This is a genomic window from Nonomuraea recticatena (assembly GCF_039533245.1).
GTDB classification, from domain to species: domain Bacteria; phylum Actinomycetota; class Actinomycetes; order Streptosporangiales; family Streptosporangiaceae; genus Nonomuraea; species Nonomuraea roseola.
In genome coordinates this window covers 22,587-40,451 of the sequence record NZ_BAAATE010000053.1, presented here as the reverse complement: position 1 = coordinate 40,451, position 17,865 = coordinate 22,587, and the positions used below count along the sequence as shown (strand labels likewise).

Sequence of the window (17,865 nt, the reverse complement as noted above, 5' to 3'; positions counted from 1 at the left end):
TGAAGGACAGGTCACTGAAGACCGGGGTGTCGTCAGGCCAGGAGAAGGACAGGTTGGAGCAGATGATGAACGCATCGGACATGCGGAAGACCTCGTAGGAGAACACGGGCGCGCCGAAGCCGCCCGGCGAAAGGACAGGGATTCGGGGAACGACGACCGCGGCCACGTCGGCGGCGGTCATGTGCGCCTGCCGGGGCCGGTCAACCTCCGGTATCACCCGGAGATGTCGTCGTCACCTGCCATGTCTGCTCTCCTACCTTTCAAGCGTCTTTCACCTTAGCAGCCGTATGGATCAGCGCGTCCCCGCGCTTTCGTCAGTCGTCCATGCCGGAAACGTCCTGGCGGACGAACAGGTTCAGGTCCCGCTCCGCCCACAGCTCCTCCTCCAAATGGTGGTCTCGCCAATGTTCCGGGGGGTCGGCCAGCCAGTCGTGGCCGAAGATCGCGTACGGACGGTCCGCGCGCACGCGCTCCAACTCGTACTGGCCCAGGTAGTCCATCAACGGCCGCCACAACCGTCCGTTCGCCACGACCAGGTACGAGGCCGCCAACCCCGGTTCGTGCAGCCAGCCGCGGATCACCCACGCCTGGAACACGTCCGTGACGGGAGACGGCTCGGCTTCGAAGTCCGGGCAGACCAGATGCCGCGTGATCGCGATGTGCGCCCTGGGAGGCACAGGCACGCGCCGGCTCACGTCGTGCCAGATCTCCCCCACGACAGGGTCGCCCTCCAGTTCCTCCTTCTCCGGCGTCCGCAGGGTCAACCGGCTCATGAAAGCACGTAGGCGGTTGCTCTTGCGGCACCGGAGCAGGGAGAACGCCCCCGGCTGACGGCTCAGCCAGAACCGGACGGACGCGGCCGTGAACTCGCCGTGGCTCTCGCGCGCCATGGTGACGAGTTCGTCGTGGTCTGCGGGGGTCGCCCGAGACGCCCGCACATCTTCCTCGCCCAGCCTCGAGACGTACCGGCACACGACCCCGCCGCGCCGGCGCAGATGACTGATGGTCCGCATGACCGCCACGCACGCGTGCGGGTCGCGGGCGTCGCGCAGCAGCTCGCCCATGACGTAATGGCGAATCCGCCGGTGCATCCGCTCATAGCCGACGGGGTCCCGCCACCGCAGGTGGTAGTCGAGGACTTCGCGCAGCACTCCGTTGACGTCGAGGCCGTGGGCGGCGGTCTCGACATACGGTTGCGCTCGGAGCCAGTCGAACAGCTCCGCCGCCTGACCGCCCGGCACCACCGCTCTGAGGAGATCCTCGGTGGTGTGGCGGGCGTGCGCGCACACGTACCGCGCCCATCGGTGCGCATCCGTCGGCACGCTACCGGCCAGGAGCGCGAGCACGTTGTCGACCACGTACCGTACGGCCTCACGGCGCGACGGCTGTCCCGTGGCCGACATGCTCCTGCCGACCTCCGCGGCGAGCGACAGGGCAAAGGGGTGGCCTGCGGCGAAGTCCACGATGGACCTCTGGAGGCCGGGGTCCACGCCGCGGGCTTCGACCAGCGCGGTGGACTCCTGGACGGTGAGGGCTTCGAGGTGCCGGATCACGATCGTCCCTGACCAGGCCGGATCAGTGAGCCAGGCGGCGCTCGGCCCGGTCCTGCCCGCCACCACGATGATCGCGTTGCCTGGCAGCTTGCGGAGGTACTCGTCGCGCAGCCACGGTTCGAGGTCTCCCAGCTCCTCGAAGGAGTCGATGAGGAGAACCGGGCCGAAGACGCCGGAAAGCTCGTCGGCGAATCGCTCGAGGCGTTCGCGCGCGTCCGCGGTCGCCGAGCCGTGGAGGTGCCGTACCTGCCGGCCGGCGGCGGTCGCGTCGTCGGCGAGTTCACGCAGCAGCGTCGACTTGCCGATGCCGGCGGGTCCGCGGACGAAGAGAAGACCCAGACGTTCGCCACGGCTCCTTCTCAGCAGGTCCTGGAAGGCGGCGCGCTCCGTGCCCCTGCCGACGAACTGCCCGTCCGAAGTCCGGTCCGGCTGCGTGCCCACTAGCGCAGCGGACATCTGTGGGGGGCGTGCGGCGGGCCGCTCGGCCCATGGGTCGGGAGCGAACTCGTCGTCGTGGTCCGCTTCGGCCCGGAGGATCTTGTCGTGCATCGCCCGTAGCCGCGGTCCAGGACTGACGCCCAATTCCTTGCCCAGCAGGTCATAGACCGTCCGATAGATCTCGAGCGCCTCTGCCCGCCTGCCGCTGCGGTACAGGGCGAGGAGATAGATTTCGTACAACGGCTCTTCGAGTCGGTTCTGCTCGATGATGAGCGGGGCCTCGGCCGCCACCTCGTTGTGCTCGCCCAGTTCCAGGCGGAGCTGCAGCAACTCCTGGGTGGCGTTCAGCTTCAGTCGTTCCAGCCGGTACCGCTCGCGTTCGGCGGCCTCGCCCGGGACCCCTGCCAGCGCCGTGCCTGTCCAGAGGCCGAGCGCCTGCGTCAAACGCTTCGCGGCCACCGAGATCTGCCCGCTCGCATGCTCCTGCCTGGCGGTTTCGAGCAGATCGGCGAACTCGGTGGCGTCCAGCGCGAACAGCGACGGGTCCAGCATGTAGCCCCCGGACTGGGAGATGATCGCCGATCCCAGTCCGTGCTTGGACAGCAGCCGCCGGATACGGGAGATGTAGGTCCGTATGACGGCTTCCCCTGTGGCCGGTGCCCGCTCGCCCCACAGGCCGTCGACCAGCTCACCGATCCGCACGAAGCTGCCGCTGTTGGCCAGCAGCGACATCAGGACGGCCTGCTGTTGCGGTGCGCCGAGATCCGGTCGCGTCTCACCGCAGTGGAGACCAGGCGGTCCCAGAACGGTGAACCTGCAGGGAGCCGAGACGGCGTTCGGCTGTCCGATCACGATCAGGGGCGCTTTCCTTGCCAGAGTGCACGGCGGCCGGCCCGTCGTACGGGCCTGCGGTGGGACATTCCAAGAAGGTAGGTTCGCCCGGACCGCCTTCGCGAGCGTCACGTGACGCTGTGCGTGTACGTCATTCCGGGACCGGCATGGCGACCTCTCGAAACAGACGCGCTGGAAACCGTACGAACCACCGCCGAGCCGGACAACGCCTCAACAGTCCCGACGCGGCGTCAGTAGGGTCGGTCAGACACGCCCGGGCACTGCTTCGGGGTATCGGTGACAGGTCGCGGCGCTACGCGAGAGTGTGGGGGAACCTCGATGGCCGGGGTGAGCTTTGGGTTGCTGGGTCCGATCAGGGTCTGGAGCGGTGGGGAAGAGCTGAACGTCGGGTCTCCGCAACAGCGGGGCGTGCTGGCCTTGCTGCTCCTGAGCGAGGGGCGGCAGGTCACGCTCGACGAGATCGTGAGCGCGTTGTGGGGCCGCGAGGCGCCGCGCAGCGCCGTCGTGAGCACCCGTACCTACGTCTCCCGTCTGCGCCGGGTGCTGTCCGCCGTCGATGCCGGCGGGCTGGGCACCGAGGCGGAGATCAGGTCGGCGGGCGGCGGCTACCAGCTGGTCGTGGACCCCGGGGCGGTCGACGTGATGGTGTTCAGGCAGACCACCGCCGCCGCTCGGGAGGCCCGCAGGCGGGGGGAGGTCGCAGAGGCATCCCGGCTGTTGCGCGGCGCCCTGGCACTATGGCGCGGACCGGCCTTCGAGGGGCTGGGCGGAGCCTTCTTCGAGGGCCGCCGCGCCTGGCTGGAGCAGTTGCGCGCGTCAGCCATGGAGGAGCGCTGGGCGCTCGACATCGCGCGGGGAGACTGTGGCGAGGCGATCGCCGACCTGCTGCTCGCGACGGCGGCGACGCCTTATCGCGAGCGGTTGTGGGAGTTGCTGATGTGGGCCCTCGACCGCGACGGCCGCCCTGTGGAGGCTCTGTCGGCCTATGACAGGATCGTCCGGTTGCTGGACGATAACCTGGGGCTTGAGCCCGGTCCTGGCCTGCGGAGGATGTACGTCCGGATCAGGACGGCGGCCGACGCCTCATTCATCTGAGCCACTCCGTGGGCCGCGCCCGTCCGCCAAGGGCGCCGTAGGCAGCGGCAGAAAGCCCCCTATCGAGAGAAAGACCCTTCCCCGAGGGTCTTGAGCACCCGCGCGAGATCGGCCCTGGAGCTCACCCCGAGCTTGGGGAAGATCCGGTGCAGATGGGTGCTGACGGTCCGGTGAGAGAGGTACAGCCGTTGTCCGATCTCCCGGTTCGTCAGCCCCTCGGCGACCAGCTGCGCGATGTTCAGCTCGTGCGGGGTGAGCTTTTCCCGCGCGTCCGGGTCCCGGTTCGGGCTCGACTCCCCCGCGCCGCGCAGCTCCCGTCGTGCGCGCTCACCCCATGCGGCCATACCGAGCGCGTCGAAGGTCTCCCTGGCCGTGCGCAGGTGCGAGCGAGATTCCGCGGCCCGGCGCCGCCGCCGCAACCATTCGCCGAACGCCAGATGGAGGCGTCCTCGTTCGGCGGGCCACCCGGACAGGTCCGCCCGCAGCGCGGCCGTGAACCGCTTCTCCGCCTCCTCGTCCGGGGCCAGCACGGCGCGCGCGTAGCGCAACCCGATGTGCAACGCCGGTGACGGCGTCGACGCGGCCAGCGGCTCTACCTCGCGCAGGATGTCCCGCATGGTGTCGACCCGCCCGGCACGCACGGCGGCCTCGGTGAGCTCTGCGAGGCAGTAAGCGCGCAGGGCCAGCTGGTAAGCGGGGTCCGAGGGGTCGAGTATCCGGCTCAGGGCGGCGAACGCGTCGCCGAAGCGCTCCTCGCTCAAGGCCGTGAGCCCGCGCGCGAGCTGGACGGTGGCCAGGACGGGCCGGGCGCCCGCGGGAAGTGCGACGCGTTCAGCCTCATCGGCGAGTGTTCCGGCCCGCCCGTGGTCGCCCCTCAGCGCGGCGATCTCGGCCTGAACGGCCGTGGCCAGCCCGTACATGAACGGCTGACCGGTCTCCTGGGCGAGCTTGGCGGCCTCCGCCGCAACCGGCACGGCCGCGGCCAGGTCGCCGAGCCGGACCCGGCTCCACGCCTGAACGGCCAGCGTCCGGGGCAGCAGCCCGAGCCGGCCCTGGGCGCGCAGGCCGGGCGCGGCCGCCGCGGAGAAGCGGGCCGCCAGGCCGAACGCCCCGACCTGCAGGGCCGCGCTGCCCAGGTAGCGATCGATCTCCGGGGCGGCACCGGCCACGCCGGCCAGTTTGCGCAGCAGGTCGAGCGTGATGCCGCCCCGCTCGAACGGCGCGACGTAAGCGGCGATCGCGACCATCCGCGGGTCGTCGGCAGGAACAGGCAGCCGGTCGGCCACGCCCAGCAGCGAGCGGCGCGCGGCCGTACCCGGTTCGGACCAGAAGCAGCGCATTGCGGCGCCCCACAGGATCCGGACAGCCGGCTCCACCTCCCCGTCGGCGGCCACTGATGCGGCCAGCTCGGCCAGCTCTGACACGCGGGAGACGTCCTCGCGCACCCCGTCCTCGAAGCCGCTGAGCAACCAGGCGGCTGTGGCGCGCCGACGCGGTGAGAGTTCGAGAGCGTGTGCGTCGCGCACCAGACGCTCGGCCGTGACGCGACTGCCGGATTCGACCGCGAGCTCGGCCGCTCTCAGCAACCTGAGCGCCTTCCGATCCTGCCCCTCACTCAGCCGGGCCGCCTGCTCCAGCGCCGCGATCGCGGCGGCGACCCCGCCCCGGTGCCGGGCCCGGTCGGCCGCGCGGTCCAGCTCGGCCGCCACGCCCTCGTCGGCCCCCGCCGTCGCGGCGGCCCGGTGCCAGGCCCGCCGGTCCGGCTGTTCGTGCAGCGTCTCGGCGAGAGCCAGGTGGGCCCGCCGGCGTTCGGCGAGCGTCGAAGCCGCCGCGATGGCCGACCGCATCAGGGGATGACGGAACGCCACCGCGCCGATGGCGAGCTCGATCAACCGGACCTCGGCGGCCGGTGCGAGGATCTCCGGCTCGGCCGTCGACCCCAGGATCAGGCTCGTGGCCGCGAGCGTTTCGGAGACCGAATCGCTCTGGTTGAGCGCCGCGACCAGCAGGGCGGTGCGGGTCGGCGCCGGCAGGGCAGCTACCCGGGCGGTGAACGCCCGCTCAAGACGCTCGCTCAGCGGCAGCACCGCACCCAGCCCGCCCAGGCGATCGCTCAGCGGCAGCGCCGGACCTGGACCGCCGTGGCGTCCCAGGGCCGCCGGCAGCTCGGTCAGCGCCAGCGGGTTCCCCGCGGCCTCCTCCAGCAGCCACGCCCGCACCGCTGAGGTGAGGTCGGGGGCGATCGAGTCCAGGAGCTCGGCGGCGACCTCGGCGGAGAGCTGGTCAACGGGCATCGGGCACAGGCCGGCGTCCTGCACGGACGAGCGCTCGCCTTCCCGGAGCGTCGCGACCATCACGATGGGCTCGGACTCGATCCGGCGCGCCACGAAGGCGAGGACGTCGGCGCTGGCGCGATCGAGCCAGTGCGCGTCCTCGGCGACGACCAGCAACGACCGGACGGCGGCCGCCTCTGCCAGCAGGGTCAGCGTGGCCAGGCCGACGAGGTAGACGCTGGGTTCGGCCGCTTCGGCGAGCCCCAACGCGCTGCGCAGGGCGTCACGCTGCGGGGCCGGCAGCGTGTCCACGCCTGCCCGGACCGGGTACAGCAGTTGGTGCAACCCGGCGTAGGCGAGGTTCTGCTCGGCCTCCACGCCGGTCGTCGTCAGCACGCGCAGGCCCGCGGCCGACGCCGCGGAGACGGCCTCCGCCACGAGCGCGGACTTCCCGATTCCGGCCTCCCCCCGGATGAGAACGCCGCTGCCGTCTCCGGGGTCGTCGACGAGCTTGGCCAGAGCCTTCAGCTCGGCTTCCCGTCCGAAAAGCGGCATGGTGCGGCACTCCTACCCTCGGGGCCCCCGGGCTGTCGCCCCCCAGCCGTGCGCGACGTTCTGCCGCGACCCTACCGAAGGCTCGCGCCCGGATCCTGCTGCGCCGTCGGGCAGGCGGACGTATACGTTTGAGATGGACGCCTCCCCAGACGTCAACCGTTCGTCAACGACGTCTCCCCCCGCTGCTTCTACGCTCCCCGGCATGTCGACCAACACTGATGCCGTGGTTGAGACCCGCCTCATTCACGCCTTCCATCGGCGCGCCACGACGTTGCTGACCGAGGCCGCCCTCCGGCCCTCCGTCCCCCTCTCGGCCCTGGCCGAGCTGCGCGAGTTCCTCGTCAAGAACCTGCGCCACCATCACGAGACCGAGGACCACCAGCTGTGGCCGCTGATCGCAGCGGTGGCGCCGGAGGCGGCGGCACAGTTGGCCGTCCTGAGTGAGGAGCACGACGAACTCGACGCCGCACTCGACACCCTCGAGGCCACGCCGAGCCGCGAGGACGGTGACCGCCCGGGGCTACAGCGGGCAGCCGAAGCGGTCCGGGCCCTGGTTCACCGGCATCTCGAGCATGAAGAGCCGGTCCTGTTCCCGGCGCTGCGCGAGCACATCTCGCCGGAGGAGTGGACCGCGTTCTCCCGAGAAGTCGTCGCTACCTCGCCGACCGCGGCGGCGCACCTGATCGTGGGCTTCCTCGACCAGGTCGGCACGCCGGAGGAGGTCGCCCTGGTTCTGTCTGGTCTTCCGGAGCCCGCGCAGCGGTTCGTGCCCGTGATGCGCGACCAGGCGCACGCGGCGCTCGCGGTCCTGTCCGGCAGCAAGGAAGGCTGAGCGCACATGACACTCGGACTCGCGGTCCCCTTCGTCGATCCTGTCATGCTGGTCGCGTGGGCGCGGCGCGCGGACGCCGGTCCGTACGGCAGGATCGGTGTGCCGGACCGGATCGTGTACGACAATCCCGAGACCATGATCATGCTGGCTGCGATGACGGCGGTGACGGAGCGGATCCGGGTGCAGTCGGAGGTGGTGCTCGCGCCCCTGCGCGATCCGGTGCTGCTGGCCAAGCAGAGCGCGACACTCGACAGGTTGTCCGGTGGCCGGTTCACGCTGGGTCTCGGGGTCGGCGCGCGGGAGGACGACTTCCAGGCCGTGGGCACCGATCACGCCTCCCGGGGGCGGCGGATGGACGAGCAGCTGGCGACCATGCGCAAGGTCTGGGCCGGCGAGCCGGTCGCCCCTGGCCTCGGGCCGGTCGGTCCTGCCCTGGTGAGCGCGGGAGGTCCCGAGCTTCTCTTCGGCGGCTTCGCGCAGCCGGCGCTGGCCCGGATCGCCCGCTGGGGCGCCGGCTACATATGCCCGGCTCCGCCGGGATACGCGGGAGCGTTGTTCGAGCTCGTCAGACGACAGTGGAAGGACGCGGGCCGGCCGGGCGAACCGCTGCTCGTCGCCCAGATCAACGTCGCGCTGGGGCCGGAGTCCACCGTGGCGGAGGCTCGGGAGTCACTCCTGCGCTATTACGCGTTCGCACCGGAGCTCGCCGCACAGGCCCTGGGGGCGATGGCGACGACAGCCAAGGAGATCAGGGAAACCGTCGCCGCCTATCGGGACCTCGGAGCGCATGAGGTGATGCTCAGCTGCTGGTCCGGCGACATCGAGCAGATCGACCGGCTGGCGGACCTCCTGGCGTGACCTTTCAGTCAGGGTGCGGCTGCTTCTGACCGCCGCCGGCGATGACCGCCCCGCTCGAATGTGCACTGCAGCTAGCATGGACTAGCGAGTCCAGTCTGGAGGCGGTCATGCGTACCCTGACCCGCAAGGGCGCCGCGACGCGGCAGCGCATTCTCGAGGGCGCGGCGGCGCACATCCGCGAGCACGGCGTGGCCGACATGACACTCGACGACGTGCTGGCCAGGACGGCGACGAGCAAGAGCCAGCTCTTCCACTACTTCCCGGCCGGCCGGGAGGAACTGCTGCTGGCCGTGGCCCGCTTCGAGGCCGACCGGGTACTGGAGGACCAGCGGCCCCAGCTCGGCGACCTCACCTCCTGGCCCGCCTGGCAGTCGTGGCGGGACAAGGTCGTCGACCGCTACCGCAGGCAGGGCCGCCTGTGCCCGCTCAACTCCGTCACCTCGCAGCTGGGCAGCCGCACGCCCGGCGCGCAGGCCGTGGTCACCGAGCTGATGCACCGCTGGCAGGCCGAGATCGCCACCGGCGTGCGGCACATGCAGGACGCCGGCGAGATCGACCCGGGCCTCGATCCTGACCGCGCGGCGGCGGCCCTGCTCGCCGGCATCCAGGGCGGCGTACTGATCCAGATGTCCACCGGCGAGACCGATCATCTGGAAGCCGCCCTCGACATGGGCATCGCCCACCTGCGAGCCAGCAAGCTCGCGTCGTCTTGACGGAGGGCTCATTCAGGGTTTTTGGACTTGACAGTCCATTTCTCGCTGCGCAAGCTGACGAGTGTCCATCCCGACCTCCTCGAATCTGCTTGCGAACGGAGTGGCACCCTCATGTCCTTGGACCACTACTACCTGCTCGGACGTTCCGGGTTGCGCGTCAGCCGGCTGGCACTGGGCACGATGAATTTCGGCACCGGCGGTTTCCATGCCGCGTACGGCAAGACCGAGAAGGAGTCCCGCCCGATCTTCCGCAGCTATCTAGAAGCGGGCGGGAACTTCATCGACACCGCGGATTTCTACACCGCCGGCGAGAGCGAGACCATCCTCGGCGACCTCATCGCGGAAGCCAAGGTGCGCGACAGGGTGGTGCTCACCACCAAGTTCACCAACAGCGTCGCGCCTGGAGATCCGAACGCGGGGGGCAACGGCCGCAAGCACATGATCAGAGCGGTCGAGACGTCACTGCGCCGCCTGCGCACCGACTACATCGACCTGTTCCTGCTGCACACCTGGGACCGGATCACCCCCGTCGAGGAGGTCATGCGGACCTTCGACGACCTCACCAGGGCCGGAAAGATACGCTACGCGGGCCTGTCCGACGTGCCCAGCTGGTACGCGGCGAGGGCCCAGACCCTTGCCGAGGTCCACTCCCTCGTACCGGTGGTCAGCCTGCAACTGCCCTACTCCCTCATCGACCGGACGATCGAGCTGGAGCACGTCGCCATGGGGCAGAGCCTGGGACTCGGGATCACCGCATGGAGCCCGCTCGGCAGTGGCTTCCTCACCGGCAAGTACCGGAGTGCCGACCAGGGCTTGTCCGGAGACGGCCGGCTCAGCGGCGCGGGCTCGCCCGGGCGCTCGTGGACGGAGCGGGACTGGGGTCTGCTGGCGGCGGTCGAGAGCGTCGCCGACAAGCTCGGCGTGACGATGGCCCAGGTCGCGCTCAACTGGGTCGCCACCCGGCCCGGTGTCGCCTCGGCGATCGTCGGGGCGAGCAACGCGGACCAGCTCGACGCCAACATGGCGGCCCTCGACTTCGACCTGCCGGCCGAGCTGCGCGACGAGCTCGACCAGGCCAGCGCCGTGCCACGCCGGTCGGTCTACCAGATGTTCACGCCGGACTATCAGAGCTGGCTGGTCAGTCCGGGCGTCAAGGTCGGGGACAAGCCGGCCGGGTATGCCCCCGCCGTACGGAACTGGGCATCCGAACGCAGCGCCTGACGGACTTCGCACGCCGTGCATGCGGCGGCACCGGCTGCCCGCACCGCCGCGTATACGCGTCGTCAACGTTTCGCATGCGGGCGGCCCCTATGGTCATGCGCCATGTCGAGTCACCCCATATCTCTCGAACCGCCGGAGACACCGGCACTTCCGGATGCCCACACCCCCGTGACGCGGGAGGACGGTGGCGGTGTCTTGGAACTGCTCGAACGCATCGGATCCATCGTCGTGCCGATAGCGGTGGCGCTCTACGCGCTCCTCTACATCGGCATCGAGCAGATGTATGCCGTCTTCGGTGTCAACCCGCAGCAGGTGGGCGTCGACCAGGCGGTGCTGCTCGGCCGTATGACGAGCACCTTGGTCCTGCTCCTGCTGGTCGGCATCCCACTGCTCGGCGTCTTCGTCGGTCTGGGCTGGCTGGCCGACAGGATGACCAGGGGTGCGGCGGCCAGGCTCGTCCGCAGGATCAGGGAGTTGCCTTGGATCGCCGCAGCGCTGGCGGCACTGTGGTGCGGGGCTACGTACTGGGGGCTCTTCAACCTCTTCGGCGATTTGGACCTGTTCATCATGGTCGTCATCGCGGTGGGGCTCGGCGTGCTGGCCTTCCTGATCCCGTTTCGGCTGTTGCGTCGCAAGCCGGTCGGGCGCGCCGGGACGAAGGTGCTCGTCGGCGGCCTGACCGGAGCCGGCCTGGGCTTCCTGCTCATCCTGGGGCTCGTCGAGGGCGCGATCGACGTCCAGGACAGCGGTCAGTCCAACGAACTGCTGAACGCCGTGGGCTTCCAGGATCAGTGGGCGGTGGTCAAGAGCGCCGAGGACGACAAGCCGCTCTACGACGGCCGCTGGATGATGCTGCTGGGCGAGAGCGACGGCACGTACGTCCTGTACGACTGCGACAAGCTCGAGACCCTCCGAAGGCCGATGGAGACCACCAACCTCGGTCAGATCGAGCTCGATCCCGAACGTGAGGCGGGCTTCACCTGCGGCGGACTGGCGCAGCAGAACACCCCGTAACACCGTAAGCAAGGAAGGCATATGAACACCGCCGTCACGACCCCGCTGTCGCCGGGCACGCACATCGTCAACCTCGGGCGCGTCGCCCAGCGCTACCACGTCGCCGGGACCGGGCCCGTCTGCCTGGCCCACCCGGGCGGCCCGGGGCTGTCGTGGGAGTACCTGCGGATCCCGGCGGCTGAGGAGCACCTGACCATGGTGTACGTCGAGCCGATCGGGACGGGCGCCTCCGGCCGGCTGCCGACGCATCCGCACGGCTACACGCGTGAACGCTACGCGCAGGCCCTGGACGGGCTGATCCGGCACCTCGGCGTCGCCCGCGTCCACCTGCTCGGCCACTCGCACGGCGGCTTCGTCGCGCAGCACTACGCCTTGACGCGCCCCGACCGGCTCGCCGGCGTCGTCCTGTACGACAGCGCCCCGGTGACAGGCCCCGAGCACTTCGCCGAGGCGGCGCGCAACATGGAGGTGTTCGCGCGGCGCAACGCGGGCAGGCCAGGGCTGCGGGACGTCCTCGACGCGTGGGAGTCGCTGGGCGGGCTCGCGGACGACGAGGCGGTCACCCGGGCCGCCCGCGGGCTGCTGCCCGCCTACCTCGCCGGCTACTGGGACCACCAGGAAGAGTACGCGCCGCTGTTCTCGGTGACAGGCACCTACATCTCCGGCCTGGACGACCGACTCGTCCCCGATGCCATCGACGATCGGGCGATGCTCGGCTCGTTCGCCGTACCGGCGCTGGTCATCGCCGGCCGCCACGACGTCATCTGCGGCCCGCGCTGGGCAGGGGAGCTGGCCGACGGGATTCCCCGCGCCGAGCTGGTCCTGTTGGAGAACAGCGGCCATCTCGGTCACGTCGAGGAGCCGGACACCTTCGCCCGTGCCGTGACGGCCTTCGTGGCGGGAAGTGCCCGTGGCCACTCCTGAGCGGCCCTGCCCTGGCGTGTATACGCGTCGTCAACCGTTCGTATACAGCAAGACCGCCTGTCGCGGGCTCCGCGCGCCCACCACCGTGCGCGGTCGGCGCGCCCGCGCGGGGTGCCGGCGCCTCGCGGCGGTTACGGCGGCGGCGCTCGCTGATCGTCACCTCGCGGAGGCGGCTCGTTTCCACGGGCCCCTCGCGGTTGACGGCGATGACCTGAAGGAGTGAGGAAAGCGTGGAGTCGCTCGTCTCGACAATGGTGGGCCGGGATGACGTCCAAGGGGAGCTGTCCACGTTCATGACGGCCGCCGAGGGGCAGGCTCTCATCCTCAGAGGCGAGACCGGGGTCGGCAAGAGCGCCCTCCTCGACCATGTGGCCTGCCTCGCGGCCTCGGAGAACCACCGGGTGATCCGCGCCGCCGGCGTCGAGGCGGAGGCGGAGCTGCCCTTCGCCGGCCTGCACCAGCTGCTGTACTCGCTGCTGCCCCGCTCGGCCGGGCTCGACGAAGGACACCGTGCCGTCTTCGACGTCGTCTTCGGGCTGCGCGAGGGCAAGGCACCGTCGGTCATGAACCTCGGCATCGCCGTCCTCGACCTGCTGTCTCTGGCGGCGTCGCAGCAACCACTGCTGCTGTTGCTCGACGACGGCCAGTGGATGGACGCCTCCAGCGCCGAGGTGTGCGGGTTCGTGGGGCGCCGGCTCACCGGCAGCTCCGTGAAGATGCTCATCGCCGTCCGGTCCGACGTCGGCTCGCGGTTCGACACGGCCGCGCTTCCAGAGCTCCCCGTGGCGGCCCTGCCGGAGAGGGCCGCCGGGCAGCTGCTGGACCTGCGCCATCCGCGGCTCGACACGCAGACCCGGCGGATCGTCATGGAGCAGGCCATGGGCAACCCCTTGGCGCTCTTGGAGCTACCCGCCTACGTGAACGGCGGCCACCACGGCCGCACGGCCGAGGAACCCCTCGGATTCGGCGACGTCCCGCTGTCGCGCCGTCTCCAGCACGTCTACGGCATCCGCATCGAACGCCTGCCCGCTCCCGTACGCGAGGAACTGCTGCGCGGCGCCCTGGACGGCGTCGGGGCGGGACCGGGCGGCAACCACGCTCCCGGCGCCCGCTACCGTATGCGTGAAGCCGACGAAGCGGTCGCCGCGGGCCTCCTGGACACCGACCCCGCCACCGGCGACCTCGTCTTCCGGCACCCGCTGATCCGCACCACCGTCGTTCGGCTGGCCACCCCCAACCAGCGTCGCGCGGCACACGCCGAGCTCGCAGGGGTGCATCGTCACGACGTCGAGCGGCGCGCCCGCCACCTGGCCGCCTCGATCGTGGATCCCGACGAGGAGGTGGCAGCCGCGCTGGAAGCCGCGGCCGACTCCGCGACCCGGCGCGGCGGCGCGATCGCCGCCGTGGCGTGGCTGACCCGCGCGGCGGAGCTGAGCGAGACCCCCGCCGACCGCTCCAGGCGGCTCGGCGACGCAGCCTTCATCGCCGGACATGCCGCGCTCCTGGACCAGGCGCGGAAACTCGTCCGCTCGGACCTGCCGCCGGGTGCGAGCGAGTCCCCCGCCGCGGTCGTCACCTCCGCCTACGTGGCCCTGTACGAAGACGGCGACGTGCGCGCCGCGCATCGCCACGTCGCTGCGGGGATCGAGAGCCTGCGAAATGACAGCGCGCACGAGCCCGCCGACGTACTGACCCGGCTGGTGAACGTGCTGCTGGCCATCAGCCAGTACGCCGGCGACGCCGTGCTGTGGGACCGCACCGAGCAGCTCATGGACTCTCTGGGGGACCGAGTGGACACACGCTCGGCGATCTACCGCGACGCGTGGAGCGACGTCGTCCGGCACGGCGCAGGCGTGCACGAGCGCGTCGAGCGCGTCTTCGCCGGCGTCTCGGAGCTGGAACCGTGGGACGTCTCGCGCCTGGCCGTCGCCGCCTACCACGTCGACACGCTGAGCCAGTACCGCCCCTACCTGCAGCGGGCCGTCGACCGTGAGGTGGAGACCGGCGCCGTGGCCACCGGCATGACCATGCTGCACCTGATCATGCTCGACCAGCTGGCCGCCGGCGAGTGGAACGACGCCGAACGTACGGGACAACGCGCGCTGGAGCTGACCACGTCCCACGGAAACGCGCTGTTCACCCACCACACCCGTGCCTACCTCGGGCTCCTGGCCGCCATGCGTGGACAGGTCGAACGGGCACGGGAGTCGCAGGCCGTCCTGGACGCCTGGGCCCGCCCGCGCGGTGTGGGGTTCCTGACCCAGATCGCCGACGCCATCGGCACGGCGGCGGCCCTGAGCGAAGGTGACTACGAAGCCGCCTACCTGTACGCCATCGGCATCACGCCGCCCGGATCGTTCGAACGCTACGCGCACCAGGCCTCACGCACGCTGCTCGACCTGGTCGAGGCCGCCATGCACACCGGGCGCCTGGAGCAGGCCCGCCGGCACGCCCAGGCCGCCTCCGACGCCGGCCTGCCCGGGGTGTCCCCCCGGCTGGCGCTCATCACGTACGGCGCCCTGGCGATGACGGCCGCCGACGAGAAGGAGGCCGAGGCCATGTACGCCAGGGCCGAGGCCCACCCGGCCGGAGCCGGCTTCCCCTTCGAGCTGGCGCGCATCCAACTGGCCCACGGCGTCCGGCTCAGGCACACCCAGGGGCCCAAGGCCGCACGGCCCGTCCTGGTCCGCGCCGCCGAATCCTTCGAACGGCTCGGCGCCAGAGGCTGGGCCGAACGCGCCCAGGCCGAGCTGCGCTCCTCGGGTGCGCCCGCCCGCGCCTCGCTGTCGTACCTGACCGCGCTGACCTGGCAGGAACGCCGCATCGCCGAGCTGGCCGCAAGCGGGCTGACGAACAAGGAGATCGGCGCACGCATGCACCTGTCCCCGCGTACCGTCAGCTCTCATCTCTACCGGGTCTTCCCGAAACTGGGCGTCACCTCCCGGGCCGCGCTGCGCGACGCTTTGGGCAAGACCGGCGCCGGTGGCGAGGTGTGAGCCCCCTTCACCACTTCGACGGGTCGGCGCGTACCCCTTGCTCGGCGAGCCAGACCAGCACGTAGTCGGCGACCGCCCGCCAGCCGCTGTCGAGGACCAGCGAATGTGCCCGGTCCGGGAACTGCTTGAGGTTGCTGGTGGCTGTCGAGTCTCCGTACAACTTGTACACGGCCCGGGTGACGTGATCGGGCACCAGCCGGTCCTCCTGCCCCGAGATCAGCAGCAGCGGGCCGCGGCCGGTGTTGCCGTGGTCCACGACCGCCCGGGGATGCCGTACGGCGCCGCCATGCCCCAGCTCGGTCAGCAGCCGCCGTGACCCGGGAACGACGTGGCGCTCGAACAGCTCGGCAGACTCCTGGTCGGTGACCGCGTTGGCGAACAGCCGCCGGAACCTCCCGGCGTCCATCGACACCGGCCACGGCTCCCCAGGCGCCAGGACGGACGCGTGATCGAGAAGGGCGGGGGCGATGGCGACCGCGGCACAGCCCGCGTTGGCGCCCAGGAGGTGCTGCGCGATGAGGCCGCCCACCGAGTGGCCGACGATCACGGGCGGGGTGTCGAAGGAACGGACGATGCGCGCGTAGTGATCCGTGAGCGCGTCGAGCCCCAGCTCGTGAAGCGTCTCGGGACGCCGGCGGGCCTCGCCCACCGTGGCGGGCTCCCCCGGCCAGCCCGGCGCGCAGACGGCGAACCCGAAACTGGAGAAGCGCTCGTTCCATGACTCCCACGACGACGCGTGGAGCCACGCGCCGTGGATGAAGACGACGGGAGTGGGGTTCACGGATCCTCCGGAAAGGCTCAGGACCAGGTCTGCTCAAGGATTGCCCGGATGCGCCCGGGCGGGAACAGTCGAATGACCGAATGTCCCCGTCCGCGTCGCGTCGCTGGTCCGGCTGGTCCGCCGGGACACCGTGCTCCGGGGAGCTTGTCGTGTGGCCGGCACGGCTGCCGGTCGCCGTGTCTCACCGTCATCTGACTGATGTGTCGGGTTCCCCTGCCCGAAACAGTAAGAAATGCCGCATTCCTTGTGACACGACACGGAGGACTCCACATGATCAACAGGCGCACCTTCGGCAAGGCCGTCGGTTTGGCCACCGGCGCGACCGTCGCCTCGCTGGCGGGCTGGCAGGCCTTCCCTTCCGCCTCCGCCACCACGCGCGGGGCGGCCCCGAGGTTGCCGGCGGTCACGCCCGGCACGCACACGTCCTTCGCCTCGCTGAAGCAGGTCAAGGCCGGGCTGCTGGACATCGGCTACGCCGAGGCCGGCCCAGCCCGCGGGCCTGTGGTCATCTGCCTGCACGGCTGGCCGTACGACATCCACAGCTTCGTCGACGTCGCCCCGCTGCTGGCGGCGCAGGGTTACCGGGTGATCGTTCCCTACCTGCGCGGTCACGGCACGACGCGGTTCCTGTCCTCGAAGACGTTCCGCAACGCCCAGCAGTCGGCGATCGCGCTCGACATCATCGCCCTGATGGACGCCCTCAAGATTGACAAGGCCTTGCTCGCCGGCTTCGACTGGGGGTCGAGGACCGCCGACATCATCGCGGCCCTGTGGCCGCAACGGTGCATGGCCCTGGTGTCGGTGAGCGGCTACGTCATCACGAACCTCGAGGCCAACCTCGAGCCGCTGCCGCCGAAGGCGGAGTACGCCTGGTGGTACCAGTACTACTTCGCCACCGAGCGGGGGCGGAAGGCCATGGAGGACAAGAGCAAGCGTCACGACCTGAACCGGCTCGTCTGGGACACCGTCTCCCCGACCTGGGACTTCGACGACGCCACCTTCAACCGCACGGCCGCGGCCTTCGACAACCCCGACTACGCCGCCATCGTGATCCACAACTACCGGTGGCGGCTGAGCCTGGCCGACGGGGAGCGCCGTTACGACGGTCTGGAGAAGCGGCTCGCCGACCGGCCGGTCATCAAGGTGCCGACCATCACCCTTGACGCCGAGCGCGACCCCTTCACGGCGCCGCCGGGCGACGGCTCGTCGTACCGCAACATGTTCACCGGCCCCTACGAACACCGCACCCTGGCGGGTATCGGCCACAACCTGCCGCAGGAGGCGCCCACGGCCTTCGCCCAGGCCGTCGTCGACGTGGACCACCTCTGACGAACGCGACGGCAGGCCCCACCACCTGCGGTTCACCGAAAGCCTGCCGGATGCGATCTGGCAGGCTTTCGGCGCGTCTGTGGCTTTGTCGCAGCCACGCCTCGGCTTCGTGTGGCGCGCCCTCCGCGACCCGCCGAGTCGTCCAGACGCTGGTCCGCAACGATGCACGAAGCGCCGACCGTGAAGCAGCCGTACATCCAGCCGAAAAGCCCCTCACTGCGCGGCGGATTCAAGGGGTTCGTAGCAACACGCTGATCAACTGACGGTTGCCAAGAGCTCAGCGAGACGCTCGGCTGGGGTTTCCCAGCCGAGCGTTTTGCGTGGTCGGCCGTTTCGCGTGGCCGGCCGTTTTGCGTGGTCGGCCGTTCAGGCCGGCAGCGATGGTGGCGAGGTGCTCGGGGCTGCGGACCGACAGATCGGCGCCCTTGAGG

The 17,865-nt window shown here is 70.7% G+C and carries 13 protein-coding genes; 9 read left to right on the top strand and 4 right to left on the bottom strand.

Going from position 1 to position 17,865, the window contains the following annotated elements; genetic code table 11:
* Together ABFX50_RS47425 and ABFX50_RS47420 are read right to left on the bottom strand one after the other, a co-directional pair.
* A partial coding sequence (locus tag ABFX50_RS47425) for a hypothetical protein (protein ID WP_346157093.1) occupies nucleotides 1-181 on the bottom strand: 181 nt, incomplete at its 3' end.
* Nucleotides 182-314: 133 nt separating this feature from the next.
* Nucleotides 315-2,843, bottom strand: coding sequence for a BTAD domain-containing putative transcriptional regulator (locus ABFX50_RS47420; RefSeq protein ID WP_346157090.1), 2,529 nt, complete (start codon nucleotides 2,841-2,843; stop codon nucleotides 315-317).
* 318 nt (nucleotides 2,844-3,161) lie between these two features.
* Between ABFX50_RS47420 and ABFX50_RS47415 the strand changes: the two genes are divergently transcribed.
* On the top strand, nucleotides 3,162-3,938 hold the full coding sequence (locus ABFX50_RS47415; RefSeq protein ID WP_346157087.1) for an AfsR/SARP family transcriptional regulator: 777 nt from the start codon (nucleotides 3,162-3,164) through the stop codon (nucleotides 3,936-3,938).
* 59 nt (nucleotides 3,939-3,997) lie between these two features.
* Here the strand turns inward: ABFX50_RS47415 and ABFX50_RS47410 are convergent, their stop codons facing one another.
* Nucleotides 3,998-6,766 carry an ATP-binding protein gene (locus tag ABFX50_RS47410; protein WP_346157085.1) on the bottom strand — a complete coding sequence of 923 codons (2,769 nt, stop codon included), beginning with the start codon at nucleotides 6,764-6,766 and terminating at the stop codon, nucleotides 3,998-4,000.
* 202 nt (nucleotides 6,767-6,968) lie between these two features.
* Between ABFX50_RS47410 and ABFX50_RS47405 the strand changes: the two genes are divergently transcribed.
* The 7 genes from ABFX50_RS47405 to ABFX50_RS47375 all read left to right on the top strand — a co-directional run bounded on the left by ABFX50_RS47405 (nucleotide 6,969) and on the right by ABFX50_RS47375 (nucleotide 15,324).
* On the top strand, nucleotides 6,969-7,598 hold the full coding sequence (locus ABFX50_RS47405) for a hemerythrin domain-containing protein (RefSeq protein ID WP_346157083.1): 630 nt from the start codon (nucleotides 6,969-6,971) through the stop codon (nucleotides 7,596-7,598).
* A 6-nt stretch (nucleotides 7,599-7,604) separates the two neighbouring features.
* Nucleotides 7,605-8,456, top strand: a complete 852-nt coding sequence (locus tag ABFX50_RS47400) for an LLM class flavin-dependent oxidoreductase (RefSeq protein ID WP_346157080.1) — start codon at nucleotides 7,605-7,607, stop codon at nucleotides 8,454-8,456.
* 107 nt (nucleotides 8,457-8,563) lie between these two features.
* Nucleotides 8,564-9,169 (top strand): TetR/AcrR family transcriptional regulator, encoded by a 606-nt coding sequence (locus ABFX50_RS47395; RefSeq protein WP_346157078.1) that lies wholly within the window; start codon nucleotides 8,564-8,566, stop codon nucleotides 9,167-9,169.
* Between the two features lie 117 nt (nucleotides 9,170-9,286).
* Nucleotides 9,287-10,390: an aldo/keto reductase gene (locus ABFX50_RS47390; protein ID WP_346157077.1), complete on the top strand. Its 1,104-nt coding sequence runs from the start codon at nucleotides 9,287-9,289 to the stop codon at nucleotides 10,388-10,390.
* Nucleotides 10,391-10,585: 195 nt separating this feature from the next.
* Nucleotides 10,586-11,404, top strand: a complete 819-nt coding sequence (locus ABFX50_RS47385; RefSeq protein WP_346157075.1) for a hypothetical protein — start codon at nucleotides 10,586-10,588, stop codon at nucleotides 11,402-11,404.
* Between the two features lie 21 nt (nucleotides 11,405-11,425).
* A complete protein-coding gene (locus ABFX50_RS47380; protein WP_346157073.1) occupies nucleotides 11,426-12,328 on the top strand; it encodes an alpha/beta fold hydrolase in 903 nt (300 codons plus the stop codon).
* A gap of 230 nt (nucleotides 12,329-12,558) precedes the next feature.
* The gene (locus ABFX50_RS47375; RefSeq protein WP_346157071.1) at nucleotides 12,559-15,324 is read left to right on the top strand and encodes a helix-turn-helix transcriptional regulator; all 2,766 of its coding nucleotides are present in this window, start codon (nucleotides 12,559-12,561) and stop codon (nucleotides 15,322-15,324) included.
* 7 nt (nucleotides 15,325-15,331) lie between these two features.
* Here ABFX50_RS47375 and ABFX50_RS47370 read toward each other — a convergent pair whose 3' ends face one another.
* Nucleotides 15,332-16,105 carry an alpha/beta hydrolase gene (locus ABFX50_RS47370; RefSeq protein WP_346157070.1) on the bottom strand — a complete coding sequence of 258 codons (774 nt, stop codon included), beginning with the start codon at nucleotides 16,103-16,105 and terminating at the stop codon, nucleotides 15,332-15,334.
* A gap of 270 nt (nucleotides 16,106-16,375) precedes the next feature.
* Between ABFX50_RS47370 and ABFX50_RS47365 the strand changes: the two genes are divergently transcribed.
* Nucleotides 16,376-17,434 (top strand): alpha/beta fold hydrolase, encoded by a 1,059-nt coding sequence (locus ABFX50_RS47365; protein ID WP_346157069.1) that lies wholly within the window; start codon nucleotides 16,376-16,378, stop codon nucleotides 17,432-17,434.
* The last annotated feature ends 431 nt before the right edge of the window (nucleotides 17,435-17,865 follow it).

Bases quoted from the DNA above. Each gene is read 5' to 3' on its own strand.
- ABFX50_RS47415 (WP_346157087.1), top strand. From the start codon at position 3,162: ATGGCCGGGGTGAGCTTTGGGTTGCTGGGTCCGATCAGGGTCTGGAGC.
- ABFX50_RS47380 (WP_346157073.1), top strand. From the start codon at position 11,426: ATGAACACCGCCGTCACGACCCCGCTGTCGCCGGGCACGCACATCGTC.
- ABFX50_RS47405 (WP_346157083.1), top strand. From the start codon at position 6,969: ATGTCGACCAACACTGATGCCGTGGTTGAGACCCGCCTCATTCACGCC.
- ABFX50_RS47365 (WP_346157069.1), top strand. From the start codon at position 16,376: ATGATCAACAGGCGCACCTTCGGCAAGGCCGTCGGTTTGGCCACCGGC.
- ABFX50_RS47400 (WP_346157080.1), top strand. From the start codon at position 7,605: ATGACACTCGGACTCGCGGTCCCCTTCGTCGATCCTGTCATGCTGGTC.
- ABFX50_RS47395 (WP_346157078.1), top strand. From the start codon at position 8,564: ATGCGTACCCTGACCCGCAAGGGCGCCGCGACGCGGCAGCGCATTCTC.
- ABFX50_RS47410 (WP_346157085.1), bottom strand. From the start codon at position 6,766: ATGCCGCTTTTCGGACGGGAAGCCGAGCTGAAGGCTCTGGCCAAGCTC.